The sequence below is a fragment of the Streptomyces sp. NPDC020192 genome, assembly GCF_044388685.1.
Taxonomy (GTDB): domain Bacteria; phylum Actinomycetota; class Actinomycetes; order Streptomycetales; family Streptomycetaceae; genus Streptomyces.
The window spans coordinates 62,361-77,070 of sequence record NZ_JBIRXG010000022.1 but is presented as its reverse complement, the minus strand read 5'-3'; the positions used below and the strand labels follow the sequence as shown (position 1 = coordinate 77,070).

The window sequence follows — 14,710 nt, the reverse complement described above, 5'->3', positions numbered from 1 at the left end:
GATGACAAAAGGCCCCGGCCCCGGATTCCGGCCCACGCACGTCGTCCCGCCGCGCGGCATGGCCGCCTGGGAGGCCCCCGACCCGGCCCGGCCCACCCTGCCCCTGGACGCGCTGCTGCCGGTCCAGCTCGTGGAACGGCGCGGCGACTGGGGACACATCCGCTGCGCCAACGGCTGGGCCGCCTGGGTCGACAGCCGCCACCTCGTCGCCGTACCCGAGGACCCGCCCGCCGCCGACAGCCAGGCCGGCACCGCCGATCCCCGGCCCCTGCTGGCCGCCGCCGCCGAGGCCCTCGCCGACTACCGCTCCGCCGTGGAGGACCTGGCGGCCGGCGCCCTCGACGGCGAGGACTTCGCGGACCGCACCCGGGGGCTGAGGATCGGGATCGTCGTCGACGGGGAGTCCATGTGGCTGTACGACCCCGAGGAGAGCCGCTGGATGTACGGCGACGGACGCCGGATCACCACCTACGCCACCGACCGGTCGGTCACCGGCGACACCGACACCGGGCACGCTCCGACCCGGCTGGTGGCACCCGACGGTGAGCCCTGATGGCGCGCCAGACCAGCCTGTTCTCCGGGCGGCCCTCCGAGCTGATCGGCCGGAAGGTGGCGAGCTACCTGATCGAGAGCGAGGTCGGGCGCGGCGGCATGGCGGTCGTCTTCCGCGCCCGCGACCTGCGCCTGGACCGCACGGTCGCCCTCAAACTGCTCGCGCCCGAACTGGCCCGCAACGACACCTTCCGGCAGCGCTTCACCCATGAGTCCCAGGTGGCCGCCGCGATCGACCACCCGCACATCGTGCCGGTCTTCGACGCCGGTGAGACCGACGGCGTGCTCTACATCGCCATGCGGTTCGTGTCCGGCAGCGACCTGCGCCATCTGCTGGACGACCGCGGACCGCTGCCGCTCCCGGACGCCGTCCGCATCGCCGGGCAGGTGGCCTCCGCCCTCGACGCCGCCCACGAGCACGGCCTGGTCCACCGGGACGTCAAGCCCGGCAACATCCTGGTCGCCGAGGGCACCGACAGCGACCACCCCGAGCACGTGTACCTCACCGACTTCGGGCTCACCAAGAAGTCGCTGTCCCTGACCGGCTTCACCAGCGTCGGCCAGTTCGTCGGCACCCTCGACTACGTGGCCCCCGAGCAGATCTCCGGCCGCCCCGTCGACGGCCGCTGCGACGTCTACGGGCTGGCCTGCGTCGTCTACGAGACCCTCGCCGGCCGCCCGCCCTTCCAGCGCGACGACGACATGGCCCTGCTGTGGGCCCACCAGTACGACGAACCGTCCCCGCCGAGCGCGGCCCGCCCCGGTCTCGACCCGGCCGCCGACGCCGTGTTCGCCAAGGCCCTCGCCAAGAGCCCGGACGACCGCTACGACACCTGTCTCGCCTTCGTCGCCGCCCTGCGCGCCACCATGGCGGCCGGCCCGGCCGGGGTCCACCCCGCGACGGAGTCCGGGACGGAGCCCGCCCGCACGGTGACCGAGACCCCGGCACCCCCGCACTGGGCCGGGCCGGTGTTCCACGGCTGACAGGGCCCGGGCGACGGCTCAGCGCGTCGGTTCGCCGACCTCGCCCCGGCGCCGCACCGGCAGGGCCAGGAGTCCGCCCAGCAGCCCGGCGACCAGGCCCCACAGTGCGCCGAGGCCCACCGCCTGCCAGAGCTGTGGCCTGAGGAACAGCTCGCCGGACAGGCCGCCGCCCAGGTTGCCGATGCCGAGCAGGGACAGGCCGTAGTGCGCCGAGACACTGCCCGTCAGACAGATCATCAGCACGGTCAGCGCCAGCGCCACGCCCAGGTGCAGGGCGTGCTGCCACACCCGGATCCGGGCCGGTGAGACGGCAGCCGTCCAGAAGGCCACGGCGAGCAGCAGGAGCGCGTCCACGACCACCAGCCACCACCAGCGGCCGTCGTAGCCGGTGAGCGAGCGCAGATTCAGCACGGAGACGTCCGGGGTGCGCAGCAGCACGTTCAGGACATGCGGCATCGGCAACCCGAACGGGCCGTCCACCCGGCCGTTCCAGGTCGCGCCCAGGCCGATGGTGAGGGCCAGCCAGGCCAGGTTGGGCAGCCCGAGGAGGATCAGCGCGAAGGTCGCCGGGGCATGTCCGCGAGCGGCCGCCGTGATCAGCGCGACGACCAGGCCGACGACGACGTAGGCGAGGAGCAGGACGACCATCGCGTGCGCCGCCGGACGCACCGACTCCTGGAAGCGCAGCAGCCGCCCCGGCAGCGGAGCCCCGCGCGCGACCAGCACCGCCAGCAGCAGCACCCCGGCCAGCCACAGCAGCCCGAACAGCACGGTCAGCGGCACGTTCGTGGTGAAGCCGACCCTCGGCGCGGCCTCGAACAGCCCGGTCAGATCGCTGAGGGTGCCGCTGCCCACGTCGACGGCGAAGGTCTGCCGGGCGCCGAAGGCCAGGCCGATCAGCACCAGCAGCCACAGCACCGCCAGCCGGGCGGCCCAGCCGGCCAGCTCCGCGGCCGAGGCCACCGCCCGGTGCCGCAACGGGCGCAGAAAGCCCGCCCCGATCACCAGGGCACCGGCCAGCGTCACCGACAGCGGGATCACGGTGAGACCGGCGTGGCTCTCCGCCAGCACCCCGGCATCACCGGACAGTTCGACGGTGCCGCCCACGGCCGTGGCCAGGGTCGCGGCCACCACCCTCGGGAACGCGCCGTCCGGCAGATCCGACGCACCGGCCGCCCACAGACCCAGCGCCGCCACCAGGACCATGACGGCCAGCCCGGTCAGCACCGCGCCCAGGGCATGGGCCCAGCCGTGGCGAGTGGCGGGCCGCGCGGTGACGGTCGGAGGGCTCACATCAGCCACGCTAAGCAGCGGCCGGGGACCCCGCTCGTCGGCTTGCGAGCATCGTGGTCCTGCGACACACAATGGGGTCAATGTGCAGCCAAATGCACCAAACGGAACTTGACTGCGAAATGCCGCACTGAGAAAGGCCGCGCCGAAAAGCCGGCCTGAGAAAAGCCGCCCATCGCGACGGGAAGAAGTGCTCGTGAGCGTCGAACCTCCGTCATCCGGCCGCCCCACCGGGCCGCCCTCCGGCCCCCTGTCGGGGGGCTCCCAGCCGCCCGCCGGACCGCCCGCCGGGCCGCCGTCCGGCACCGGGCCCAAGGGGCCGCACGGGCCGTGGTGGAAGTCCGTACCGCGCATGGCCGCCGTGAGCGCCGCCGTGGTCGCCGCCGTGGTCCTCGCCGTCGTCTTCACCCGTCCGGGCGGCGGATCCTCCGCCAAGGGCGGCGAGGTCTTCCTGCAGTCCGCCGCCAGCACCGGCCAGGACCCCTACACACACTCGACGGCGAAGCAGAGTTCCGCTCCACCACCCCCCTCCCCCTCCGCCGCGCCCTCCGGCGCCGCCACCACGGTGCAGGAAGTGCAGGGCGGGGCGCCCGGCCTGTACGGCGGCACCCAGAAGATCGCCGCCTGTGACGTGGAGCAGCAGATCAAGGCCCTCCAGGCGGACCCGGGCAAGAACAGGGCGTTCGCCTCCGTGGCCGGCGTCCAGCCGTCCAGTGTGCCCGCCTACCTGCGCTCGCTCACCCCGGTCCAGCTGCGCGTCGACACACGCGTCACCAACCACGGCTACCGGAACGGCGCCGCCACCAGCTACCAGTCCGTGCTCCAGGCGGGTACGGCCGTGCTGGTCGACAACCACGGCGTGCCCCGGGTGCGCTGCGCCTGCGGCAACCCGCTGACCTCGCCGGTCGCCGAGAAGGCCACACCCAAGCTGGTGGGCCCGCGCTGGCCGGCCTACCGGCCCTCGAACGTGGTCGTGGTGACGCCCGCGCCGGTGATCGTCAAGGTCTTCGTGATCTACGACTCCCACCACGACGACTGGATCCACCGCCCGCAGGGCAACCAGGGCTGGCAGCACGACGAGCACGGCAGGCCGCCGCAGTTCCCGCACCCCTGGTTCCCGCCGCCGTTCTCCTCCCCGACGTGCCCGCCCGGGACGAAGCACTGCCCGTCCCCCACATCGGGCAGGCCGAGCCCGTCGACCACATCGGGCAAGCCGAACCCGTCGACGTCGTCCTCCTCGTCGAGCGCGTCCCCCTCGTCCTCGTCGAGCAGCGCGTCTCCCTCGACCTCGGCATCCTCCTCGTCCTCGTCCTCGTCCCCGTCCTCGCCGTCGTCGTCGAGTGCGTCCCCGTCGTCCTCCTCGTCCTCCTCGCCGTCGTCCGCGTCCTCGGGACCCAAGTCGGCGTCGTCGTCCCCGGCCACCTCGCCGTCGTCCTCGTCGTCCTCGGCCGCGCCCTCCACTGCCGGGCCCTCGTCACCGTCCCCGGGCTCGCCGTCGAGCGAGTCGTCGGCCGTGACCTCGTCGGGCGGCGGGTCCGGGCAGTCCACGCAGCAGCAGACGAGCGTCTCCGCGCCCCCGGCCACGCAGAACTCCGGGCCCGGCGCGGTGACCCCCGGGACGACCGGCCAGCCGCCGGGGAACGGGAACGGCACCGGAAACGGCAACGGGAACGGCACCGGGAACGGGAACGGCAATGGCAACGGGAACGGGCAGCAGTCGTAGGGCCGGTCCGGGGGCGATCCGAGAGTGACCATCGCCACTGTGCGCGGTCGGCGAACGCTTCGGGGGACTGCCGGGCCCGGCTCGGGGTAACAGGACTGGTGCAACAGGCGACCGGCCGGACCCGGCATTCGAGAGAGACAGCATGACCGAGCACCTGGGCGGGGATGTGATACCGACTGGTTTCGACGTACCCGTGGAACCGCTGCGCCGCGCGGCGCACTACACCGGCGAACCCGGCTCCATAGCGGAGGCACGGGCCTTCGCGGCACGGTTTCTGGAACAGCTGAAGACCGAGTGGTGCGCCACTCCCGACCGCCGTGCCGACGGCGAGCTGCTCCTGCTCGTGAGCGAGCTGGTCACCAATGCCGAGCGGCACAGCAACGGCCCCTACATCCTGGAGCTGGAGGGCACGGACAGCGTGGTCACGGTGTGCGTCTACGACAGCAGCTCCGCCCTGCCCCGCCGCTACCCCAGGGACCCCGAGCGGGTCGGGCGGCACGGCTTGGAGATCGTGGACGCCCTGGCCACCGAGGTCACCGCCGAGCGGGTGCCGGTCGGCAAGCGGGTGCGCGCCCGCTTCCCGCTCCAGCGCTGAGCCCAGGCCCCGCCGCGCCGATTTCCCTCAGGGCGCAACGCCGGGCCCTTGTCCCGCGGCCTCCCGCTCCTAGGCTGACGTGGGTGAGCAACCAGGTGAGCAACGAAGCCCGAGTGATCCCGCTGCGCCCGGCGCCCGCCCGCCCGCAGGAGCCCGAGTCCGAGCCCGGGGAGACCGGCAAAGAGCCCCTCTGGCGCGATCTGGTCGGCGAGGTGCTGCGGCGCGAACGGCAGGCGCAGGACCGCACCCTGAAGGACGTGGCCGACGCGGCCCGGATCTCGCTGCCCTACCTGTCCGAGATCGAGCGCGGCCGCAAGGAGGCCTCCTCGGAGGTGCTCGCCGCCGCCGCGCACGCCCTCGGACTGGGCCTCGGCGACCTGCTGTCGCTGGCACACGGCCGGCTCACCCGGCGGACGAGCACCCACCGCCGTCCGGCGGCCGCACCGCACCGGCCTTACAACGGACTCTGCCTGGCCGCCTGAGCGGGCGCCCGGCTCAGTTCTCCCGCAGCTGCCGGAAGAACGCGCGCACATCGCCGACCAGCAGATCCGGCTCCTCCATGGCCGCGAAGTGCCCGCCCCGGTCGAACTCCGTCCAGCGCACGAGGTTCTCGGTCCGCTCGGCCCGGTGCCGCAGCGGAAGCTGGAGTTCGGCCGGGAACACGGCGAGCGCCGTCGGCGCCGTGGACGGCTCGGCGGGCAGGGCCCGGCGGCCGGCGGCGTGCGCCCGCTCGTAGTAGATGCGTGCCGACGAACCGGCCGTGCCGGTCAGCCAGTACAGCATCACGCCGGTGAGCAGCCGGTCCCGGTCCACCGCCTCCTCCGGTAGCTCCTCGGAGTCCGTCCAGGCCCGGAACTTCTCGACGATCCAGGCGAGTTGACCGACGGGCGAGTCCGTCAGGGCGTAGCCGAGGGTGTGCGGCCGGGTGGACTGCAGGGCGGCGTACGCGCTGTCCTCGCGGGACCAGTCCGCCCACTGGCGCCAGGACCGCAGCGTCCGCTCCCGCTCCTCGGGCCCGAGCGCGCCCAGCTCCTCCTCGGTCGGCTCGGTCGTCGCCTGCGCGCCGGGCAACAGATTGAGGTGGACGCCGATGATCCGGCCCGGGTGGGCGCGGCCCAGCTCGCGGGAGATCATCGCGCCCCAGTCCCCGCCCTGCGTCCCGAACCGCTCGTAGCCGAGCCGCCGCATCAGCTCCACCCAGGCATCGGCCACCCGGCCCGCCTCCCAGCCCCGTTCGACGGTGGGCCCGGACAGCCCGAAGCCGGGGATGCTCGGGACGACGACATGGAAGGCGTCGGCCGCGTCGCCGCCGTGCGCCACCGGGTCGGTGAGCGGGCCGACGACATCCAGGAACTCCACGATCGAGCCCGGCCAGCCGTGGGTCAGCAGCAGCGGGGTGGCGTCCGGTTCGGGCGAGCGGACATGGGCGAAATGGACATTCGCACCGTCGATCGTGGTCGTGAACTGCGGCCACCGGTTGAGCTCGGCCTCGGCCGCGCGCCAGTCGTACGCGTGCCGCCAGTAGTGGACCAGCTCCTTCAGATAGCCGGCCGGGACCCCGTACTCCCAGCCCGCGCCTGGCAGCTCGGCGGGCCAGCGGGTCCGGTCCAGGCGGTCGTACAGATCGTCGAGGTCGCTCTGCGGCACCGACAGCCGGAAGGGCTCGACGCTCTCGCCGGGTGTCTCGTCACGTGTCTCGCGGGGTGTGGAGGTCATGATCCGGATGCTAGGCGGGTGCGCCGCTCGCCCGTCCGGATCAATCTCGGGCCCGCCGATGAGTTTCGCGGCGCGCGGCGGTCGATACACATGACCGCGTTCCCCGTCCAGGAGGTACTCATGACCACCGACGGTTTCATCACCTGTCTCTGGTTCGACGGCCAGGCCGAGGAGGCCGCCGAGTTCTACGTCTCGGTCTTCAAGAACTCGTCCATCCACGGGGTCACCCGCTGGCCCGAGTCCGGGCCCGGTGAGGCCGGCTCGGTGCTGACGGTCGACTTCACGGCCAACGGGCAGAGGTTCGTCGCGCTCAACGGCGGCCCGCAGTTCACGTTCAACGAGGCGATCTCCTTCCAGATCCACTGTGCCGACCAGCAGGAGATCGACCACTACTGGACCAAGCTCACCGAGAACGGTGGCGAGCCCGGCCCGTGCGGCTGGCTCAAGGACCGGTACGGCGTCTCCTGGCAGGTCGTCTACGACCGCTTGCCCGTACTGATCAGCGACCCGGACCCGGAGAAGGCAGCCCGCGCCACCAAGGCCATGATGGCCATGGGCAAGCTGGACGTCGCCACGCTGGAGAAGGCGTACGCGGGGGAGTAGCCGGCCGAGGGGCCCTCACCCGGTCTCGGCGAGGATCTCGGCGATGACATGCCGGGAGTTCTCCGCCAGTGCCGGGTTGGTGTCCCAGTAGTACGGCAGCTGGATCAGCGAGATCGACAGGGCCCAGCCCCGCCCGCGGGCCCACTGGGCGTCGTCGGCGCCGACGGCCTCGCGGAAGGTGTCCCGGGCGCTCGCGGGCAGCAGGTTCCAGGCGACGATCAGATCCACGGCCGGATCGCCGACGCCGGCGCAGCCGAAGTCGATCACGGCGGTCAGCCGGCCGCCGTCGACCAGCACATTGCCCGGGGAGAGGTCTGCGTGGGCCCACACGGCGGGCCCGGTGTGGGCCGGGGCGCCGAGGGCCCGCTCCCACAGGGCGGTGGCCGCGTCGGTGTCGATCCGTCCGTCCAGGTCGGCGAGGGCGGCGCGGGTCGGCTCGTCCCGCTCCCGGAGCGGACCGGCCCGGTAGCCGGGCGGTGCGTCCTGCGGGTCGACCCGGCGCAGCGCGCGGACGAACGCCCCGAGTTCCGCGGCGAGTTGCCGCGGTTCCCGGACGGCCCCCGCCACCGGATTGCGCCCCTCCAGCCAGCGGTAGACGGACCACGGCCAGGGGAACTCCTCATCGGGTCCGCCGATGCCGAGCGGCTCGGGCACGGGCACCGGCAGGTGCGGACCGAGCCGGGGCAGCCAGTGCTGCTCGTGCGTCACGTCCGGTACGGCGCCGGGCCGCCGGGGCAGCCGTACCAGCAGGTCGGAGCCGAGCCGGAACATGGCGTTCTCGGTGCCGGAGGAAGCGAGGCGCCGTACCCGCAGGCCGGCCCAGCGCGGGAACCGGCGGGCGACCAGCCGGCCGACGAGCGGGGCGTCGAGGTGCACCTCGTCCGCGTGCATGCGCGGCGATGGGGTGCTCGCAGGGGTGTCGGCATTCATCGAAGGCCATCCCAGCGCCTCGGCGCCCGCGCTGTCGACCGGATTTCACCGGATCGCCTACGGGCTCAGACCCGGTCGGCCACGATCAGCAGGTACTGGAAGCTGCCGTTGCGGTAGGCGTCCAGGAACGCGTCCTCGATGCCCGTCACCAGGTGGTCGGCCTGTTTGCGCAGCTCCCAGTACGGGATCGTCGCCTCGGTCAGGTCCTCCACATGGACCGGCACCAGCCGGTTCCTGGCCATCGCCCGGAAGTACTCCGACCTCGGGTGGATGTCGCAGATGTAGTGCGCGTTGATCAGGGACACCTCGCGCGAGGCCCGGCCGTAGGTGTCGTTGTAGCAGCCGGTGACCGTCACATAGCGTCCGCCGCGGCGCAGCAGCCGGGCGTGCTCGGCGAACAGCAGGTCCAGCTCGACGTACATCGTGGACTCGTTGTTCCACGAGGCCGCGTACGCCCCCGACGGGAAGCCGGTGTCCAGCATGTTGCGGTGGTGATAGCGCACCTTGTCGCCGACCCCCCGCTTGCGGGCCATCTCATTGGCGAATTCGGCCTGCTTCGCGGAGATGGTGACTCCGTCGGCGTGGCAGCCGTAGCGCAGGTTCGCCACGATGCTGCCGCCGCCCCGGCCGCAGCCGGCGTCGAAGACCCGGTCGGCCGGGGTGAGCGGGCCGAGGTGGGAGGCCAGCACCTCGGCCTGGGCGTGCTCCAGGCGGTGCAGTTCGCTGGTGATCCGTTCCTTGCGCAGCTCGGGATCGGGTTCGTCGAGCACCGACCGGTCGGCCTCACCGATGCCGTAGTGATGGTGGTACAGGTCGTCGATCTTGCCGAGTTCGAGGTTGACCGGGTTCTCCTCGGCGTTCCAGTAGTCCGCGACCCGGCTCTGGTAGATGGACTGGGTCGGGACCGGAACCGCGTTGGTCCGGGCGGGGGCAGTGGTCAACGATGACTCCTCTGGAACATGGAACGGCGTTGCGGAGAGGCTGGTTCGCCCGTGACCGGGCGCATCACCAGTAGTCGGGCAGGTGGTAGCGGTTGCTGTTGGTGGCGTGCCACTCGTGGTTGCCGGCGACCCAGGCGGCGAGGCCCTGGGCGTACCGCTCGACGAGGGGCGAGGTGGCGGACAGGGCGGCCGACTCCTCCTCGAAGGCCTCCATGATCCGGTTGTGGATCTCGACGGACTTCAGATAGGCCGCCTTCAGGCCGCGCCGGTCGTTGGCGGCGACCACCTGCGGCAGATTGAGGTGGTCCGGATCGCTCGCCAGCTCCTTGGTGAAGGAGTACAGGTCGTTCACGATCGTGGTGGCGTTGCACGCCAGAGTGGTGATCCGCTGGATCTCCGGGCGGGCGTAGATCTGCTCGGGCAGTTCGTAGCCGTCCACCGCGTCGACGAGCGACAGACAGGGGCGGAAGTTGTTGAACTGCCGCATCACCAGGTACTCCCAGACGCGGGGCGTGTACCGGGTCTCCATCCAGGCGGCCTCGCCGAGATAGCCCAGGTGCAGCCGGGCGATGTCGTGCACGAACCGGCCGGTCTGGCTGGGCGTGGCGAACGTGGCGTAGTCCGCGAGGGCGTAGTGGTACGAGCGCAGCGGGCCCTCGGCCTGGATACCCTCGCGCCACTCGGCCTCCAGCTCCGGGACGCCGTGGAAGGGGTCCAGCGCCGACTGGGCGATGATCAGCGGGCCGCCGAGGCCGCGCCGCGATCCGCCCCGCCCCTCGTCCTCCTCGCAGTAGCAGGAGTCCACGATGTTCTCGGCGAGCAGCAGCTTGCCGGCGGCGGTGAGCCGGTCCAGGTCGAGGCCGCCCGGGTGCTGGAGGACGATGGCCCGGCCGGTCTGGAAGTCCGAGAAGTCCCCCGTCCAGGCCTCGGGGAACAGATCCAGCTCCCGGGCCCAGGTCTCCAGCCGACGGTCGATCTCGGCCGCCTTCTCCGGGTCGGCGGGCACGGCGGGCCGGTGGTGCAGTCCGGGGACCACGCCGGTGCGCCGGGACGGACGCAGGGTCTGGGCGATGTTCGGCGGGCCGGGCAGCGTGTAGGCGGTGGTGGGTGTGCTCATGGCGTGCTCCGGGCCGTCAGTCGGCGGTTCGGCCGAGCTGGACGTTCTCCAGGATCCCCGCCGCGTCGGGGACGAGGATGGCCATCGAGTAGTAGGCGGTGACCAGGTAGTTGATGACGGCCTGCTCGTTGATGCCCATGAAGCGGACGTTCAGGCCCGGCTGGAACTCCTCCGGGATACCGGTCTGGTAGAGGCCGATGACGCCCTGGTCGGCCTCGCCGGTGCGCAGCGCGATGATGCTCGTGGTGTGGTCGTCGCTGATCGGGATCTTGCTGCACGGGTAGATCGGCACGCCGCGCCAGGCGGGCACCTCGTGCCCGTCGACGTTCACCGAAGGGGGCACCAGACCGCGCCGGTTGCACTGCCGGAAGAACGCGGCGATCGCCTTTGGGTGGGCGAGGAACACCTTGGTCTTGCGCCGCATGGACAGCAGCTCGTCCATGTCGTCCGGGCAGGGCGGGCCGGTGAAGGTGCTGATCCGCTGGCCGTAGTCGACGTTGTGCAGGAGGCCGAACTCGCGGTTGTTGACCAGCTCCCACTCCTGGCGCTCGCGGATCTCCTCGACGGTCAGGCGCAGCTGTTGCTGTGTCTGGTCCATGGGGTGGTTGTAGAGGTCGGCGATGCGGGTGTGCACCCGCAGCACGGTCTGGGTGAGGGACAACTCGTATTCACGCGGGGCGAGTTCGTAGTCCACGAAGCCGCCCTGGAGTGTGGGCTCGCCGACGTGGCCGGCCTGCACCGGCACCTCGGCCTCGCCCTTGCGGTTCATGGGCTTCGCCTGCTGCTCGACGTACGCCTGGAGATGCGCGGCGAGGGACGGCGCCCGCTGGGTGACCTCCTGGACGGCGGCCCAGGGCAGCGACAGCACCACGCCCGCGGTGTCGGCGCGCACCGAGGACAGCCACAGCGGGTCGGACTGCCCGACCGCCTCGTCGCCCATCTGGTCGCCGGCGGTGACGACCCCGGTGATCTCCTCGTCGCCGTACTTGCCGTTGCTGTAGCGGGTGAACCGGCCGTGGACGACCAGATACGCCTCCGTCACCGGCTGGCCGGCCTCGAACAGCACCTGTCCGGCGCGCACCTCGCGAGGCTGGAAACGGCCGGCGATCTCCCGCAGCACGTCGCCATCGGGGTAGCCGCGCAGAATCGGCAACTCGGTCAGCGTCTCCGGGATGACCCGGATGTCGTCGGCGCCGTTGTGCTCGAAGTGCACCCGGCCGCGTCCGGTGCGCAGCTGCAGCCGGCGGTTGACCCGGTAGGTGCCGCCCTTGACGTCCACCCACGGCAGCGTCTTCAGCAGCCATCGGGAGGTGATGGCCTGCATCTGCGGTTCGGACTTGGTGGTCGTGGCGAGCTGGCGTGCCGCCCGGGTGCTCAGGCTGCTGAGCTGCCCCTCCGGGTCGGGGGCGGGTTCCTCGATGACGGAACCGGTGGCGCTGTCCGGTGTGGACACATTCCCTCCAGCGGGCGCAACGGGGGTGACGGGATCGGTCGGTGGTGCTCCAGATGGAGCTGCGCACGGACCAGCCAAACAGGCCGGATGATCACCGGGTAAGGCGTGAAAGGGGGCGGTTGCGCGCGCGAGTTGTGCAAACCCGCCACTCGTGTCAAACAAGCGGCATGCGGCTGTGTGCGCGCTTCCGGTCGCCTCCGCGCCGGGGTTTCCCGCCCGCGTTTCACCCTCGCGGGTGACCGGATGCTCCCAGAACCTCACTTTCCGCGACCGCCCGCGCGGCCGGCTCCGGCCCCGGGCGCTCGGCGCGCGTGCCGACGGCGGGATGGCTAGCGTGAGCAGCGGGGTGGCAAGCGGGAGCAATCGGGAGATACGACACCAGGAGGGCCGTGGGCATGGCCGTGCAACCCGAGGGAACGCCCTGTTGGGCCGACGCGATGTTCAGTGACGTCGAGGGAGCCAAGCGCTTCTACGGCGACGTCCTCGGCTGGACCTTCGGCGAGTCGTCGTCGGAGTACGGCAACTACACCCAGGCCTTCGTGAACGGCAAGGCGGTGGCCGCCGTCGTCCCGCCCATGCCCGGCCAGGAGGCCCAGTCCCAGTGGTGCCTGTACTTCGCCTCGTCGGACGCCGCCGCCACCGCCCGCAGGATCCGGGACAACGGCGGCGAGGTCCTGATGGAGCCGATGAAGATCGGCGACTTCGGCACCATGTGCCTGGCCAGGGAGCCCAGCGGAACCGTGTTCGGTGTCTGGCAGGGTGCCACCCACGAGGGGTTCGAGGCGACCGGGGCCCCAGGCGCCTACTGCTGGGCCGAGGTCTTCACCCGGGAACCTGAGCGGGCCGACACCTTCCTCTCCGCCGTCTTCCCGTACCGGATGAAGCAGATGGAGGACCCCGCGATCGACTACCGGATGTTCGACGTGGGTGACCGGACCGTGCTCGGCCGGATGAAGATGACCGACGACTTCCCGCCCGAGGTGCCGTCGTACATCAATGTCTACTTCAGCGTCGACGACTGCGACCAGGCGGTGGAGCGCGCCGTCAAGCTCGGCGGTGTCCTGCGCTTCGGGCCGGTGAGCAGCCCCTTCGGCCGGTTCGCGGCGCTGAGCGACCCGCAGGGCGCGGACTTCTCGGTGATCGACACCGCGACGACCGAGGGGGAGATGCCCGCGGTCAAGGACGTCTGAGGGCGGGGGTGGGGGTGGGGCGGGGAGGCACGACGGGCAGGGGGCGGGCACGGCCGTCCGCGTCACCATGGCATGATCGTGCGTATGCGTGAACGTGTGGTGGCCGCGTGCGACGGGGCTTCGAAGGGAAACCCCGGACCGGCCGGATGGGCGTGGGTGGTCTCCGACGACGAGCGGACCCCCGCCCGCTGGGAGGCCGGACCGCTCGGCCGGGCCACCAACAACGTCGCCGAACTCACCGCTCTGGAGCGCCTGCTCACGGCGGTCGCGCCGGAGGTGCCGCTGGAGATCCGCATGGACTCCCAGTACGCGATGAAGGCCGTCACCACCTGGCTGCCCGGCTGGAAGCGCAACGGCTGGAAGACCGCCGCCGGCAAGCCGGTCGCCAACCAGGACCTGGTCGTGCGTATCGACGAGCTGCTCGACGGCCGGTCGGTGGAGTTCCGCTATGTCCCGGCCCACCAGGTCGACGGTGATCCGCTGAACGACTTCGCCGACCGTGCGGCCAGCCAGGCGGCCTCCGGGCAGGAGGAGGCCGGCAGTGCGCTCGGCTCCCCGGAGCCGCCGCCCTCGCCCGACACCCCGAAGGCGGCCGCCCCGCGCAAGAAGGCGCCCCACCGCACCGGCGCCGGGGCGGCCGCCCGCACGATCAAGGCGAAGTTCCCCGGCCGCTGCCTGTGCGGCCGCTCCTACGCGGCCGGCGAGTCCATCGCCAAGAACGCGCAGGGCTGGGGCCACCCGGAGTGCCGTACCGCCGAGGCCTGATCAGGCGCTTCAGCTGTCGAAGGTGTAGAACTTCGTGTGGTCCAGCAGGTCTGCCGGACGTACGTCGTTCCACGGCTTCATCGTCTCGTCCAGGTCGACGACGTCCGGCGTGCCACCGGTCGGCAGATAGCCCGCGTCGGGGTGCCGGCGCTGCCACTGGGCCCACAGCTTGTCGACAAAGGCGTGGTGCAGCCAGAACACCGGGTCGTTGGGGGAGACCCCGGTGGCCATCTGCCCGCCGACCCAGACATGGACCCGGTTGTGCAGATTGACCCCGCGCCACCCCTCCAGGTTGTTGCGGAAGCCGTCCGAGGCGCTGTTGTACGGCGCCATGTCGTACGTCGCTATCGACAGCACCGAGTCCACCTCCGCCCGCGTCGGCAGTTCGCGTACGGCCGTGCCGAGCGAGCGGCGCAGGAACGTACGGCCGTCCACCCGTACGTTGATCGGCCAGTTTCCGGCAGACGCGGAGAACGGGCCGTCCATCACCCGGCCGTCCGTGCTGCGCCCGGTGCCGCCGAGGAAGTCCGGCGCCCACAGCGAGGCCCGCAGGGTGCGGTCGGTGCTCCAGTCCCAGTACGGCAGGGTGACCGAGGAGTCCACCGACTGAAGGGCCTGTTCGAAGTCGAGCAGGAATCTGCGGTGCCAGGGCAGGAAGGACGGGGAGCGGTGGCCGGTCCGCTCACTGGTGTCGGTGTCCGACATGATGAACTCGTTGTGCGTGCGGACGAAGTCGTCGTAGCGTCCGCTGCGCTTGAGCTCGAGGACGGCGCCGACGAAACGCTTCTTCTCGTCGGTGGTCAGGGTGGCCTGGTTCTTGCGTACGGTCATGTGCGGGGTACTCCGGAAGT

14 protein-coding genes and 1 pseudogene are annotated in these 14,710 nt (G+C 71.8%); 8 read left to right on the top strand and 7 right to left on the bottom strand.

Annotated elements, in window-relative coordinates; all coding sequences use genetic code 11:
* The first annotated feature begins 1 nt into the window (after nt 1).
* Both ACH47Z_RS34230 and ACH47Z_RS34225 read left to right on the top strand, forming a co-directional pair.
* A complete protein-coding gene (locus tag ACH47Z_RS34230; protein WP_399080755.1) occupies nt 2-553 on the top strand; it encodes a hypothetical protein in 552 nt (183 codons plus the stop codon).
* Entirely contained in the window at nt 553-1,536 is a 984-nt protein-coding gene (locus ACH47Z_RS34225; RefSeq protein ID WP_399080753.1) for a serine/threonine-protein kinase, read from the top strand. The genes ACH47Z_RS34230 and ACH47Z_RS34225 overlap by 1 nt, the downstream gene beginning before the upstream one ends.
* Nucleotides 1,537-1,554: 18 nt before the next feature.
* On the opposite strand, the gene ACH47Z_RS34220 is transcribed toward ACH47Z_RS34225, so the two are convergent.
* Entirely contained in the window at nt 1,555-2,829 is a 1,275-nt protein-coding gene (locus ACH47Z_RS34220) for a streptophobe family protein (protein WP_399080751.1), read from the bottom strand.
* A gap of 193 nt (nt 2,830-3,022) precedes the next feature.
* Here ACH47Z_RS34220 and ACH47Z_RS34215 point away from each other — a divergent pair.
* The 3 genes and pseudogenes from ACH47Z_RS34215 to ACH47Z_RS34205 form a co-directional block, all read left to right on the top strand.
* Nucleotides 3,023-4,234 (top strand): annotated as a pseudogene (locus ACH47Z_RS34215) (DUF6777 domain-containing protein); the annotation flags it as partial.
* 457 nt (nt 4,235-4,691) lie between these two features.
* On the top strand, nt 4,692-5,144 hold the full coding sequence (locus ACH47Z_RS34210) for an ATP-binding protein (protein WP_399080749.1): 453 nt from the start codon (nt 4,692-4,694) through the stop codon (nt 5,142-5,144).
* An 83-nt stretch (nt 5,145-5,227) separates the two neighbouring features.
* Nucleotides 5,228-5,626, top strand: coding sequence for a helix-turn-helix domain-containing protein (locus tag ACH47Z_RS34205; protein WP_399080747.1), 399 nt, complete (start codon nt 5,228-5,230; stop codon nt 5,624-5,626).
* A 13-nt stretch (nt 5,627-5,639) separates the two neighbouring features.
* Here ACH47Z_RS34205 and ACH47Z_RS34200 read toward each other — a convergent pair whose 3' ends face one another.
* Nucleotides 5,640-6,860: an epoxide hydrolase family protein gene (locus ACH47Z_RS34200; protein WP_399080745.1), complete on the bottom strand. Its 1,221-nt coding sequence runs from the start codon at nt 6,858-6,860 to the stop codon at nt 5,640-5,642.
* 120 nt (nt 6,861-6,980) lie between these two features.
* Between ACH47Z_RS34200 and ACH47Z_RS34195 the strand changes: the two genes are divergently transcribed.
* Nucleotides 6,981-7,463, top strand: coding sequence for a VOC family protein (locus tag ACH47Z_RS34195; protein WP_399080744.1), 483 nt, complete (start codon nt 6,981-6,983; stop codon nt 7,461-7,463).
* Between the two features lie 15 nt (nt 7,464-7,478).
* Here ACH47Z_RS34195 and ACH47Z_RS34190 read toward each other — a convergent pair whose 3' ends face one another.
* The 4 genes from ACH47Z_RS34190 to ACH47Z_RS34175 form a co-directional block, all read right to left on the bottom strand.
* Nucleotides 7,479-8,354, bottom strand: a complete 876-nt coding sequence (locus ACH47Z_RS34190; protein ID WP_399080742.1) for an aminoglycoside phosphotransferase family protein — start codon at nt 8,352-8,354, stop codon at nt 7,479-7,481.
* A 104-nt stretch (nt 8,355-8,458) separates the two neighbouring features.
* Nucleotides 8,459-9,334, bottom strand: a complete 876-nt coding sequence (locus ACH47Z_RS34185) for a geranyl diphosphate 2-C-methyltransferase (protein WP_399080740.1) — start codon at nt 9,332-9,334, stop codon at nt 8,459-8,461.
* A 64-nt stretch (nt 9,335-9,398) separates the two neighbouring features.
* Complete coding sequence (locus tag ACH47Z_RS34180; RefSeq protein WP_399080738.1) at nt 9,399-10,451, bottom strand: family 2 encapsulin nanocompartment cargo protein terpene cyclase; 1,053 nt, start codon at nt 10,449-10,451, stop codon at nt 9,399-9,401.
* Nucleotides 10,452-10,467: 16 nt separating this feature from the next.
* Nucleotides 10,468-11,904, bottom strand: coding sequence for a family 2B encapsulin nanocompartment shell protein (locus ACH47Z_RS34175; RefSeq protein ID WP_399080736.1), 1,437 nt, complete (start codon nt 11,902-11,904; stop codon nt 10,468-10,470).
* 395 nt (nt 11,905-12,299) lie between these two features.
* On the opposite strand from ACH47Z_RS34175, the gene ACH47Z_RS34170 reads away from it, so the two are divergent.
* Together ACH47Z_RS34170 and ACH47Z_RS34165 are read left to right on the top strand one after the other, a co-directional pair.
* Complete coding sequence (locus ACH47Z_RS34170; protein WP_399080734.1) at nt 12,300-13,094, top strand: VOC family protein; 795 nt, start codon at nt 12,300-12,302, stop codon at nt 13,092-13,094.
* 72 nt (nt 13,095-13,166) lie between these two features.
* Nucleotides 13,167-13,859, top strand: a complete 693-nt coding sequence (locus tag ACH47Z_RS34165; RefSeq protein ID WP_399080732.1) for a ribonuclease H — start codon at nt 13,167-13,169, stop codon at nt 13,857-13,859.
* A 9-nt stretch (nt 13,860-13,868) separates the two neighbouring features.
* Here the strand turns inward: ACH47Z_RS34165 and ACH47Z_RS34160 are convergent, their stop codons facing one another.
* Entirely contained in the window at nt 13,869-14,690 is an 822-nt protein-coding gene (locus tag ACH47Z_RS34160) for a tyrosinase family protein (protein ID WP_399080730.1), read from the bottom strand.
* Between the last annotated feature and the right edge of the window lie 20 nt (nt 14,691-14,710).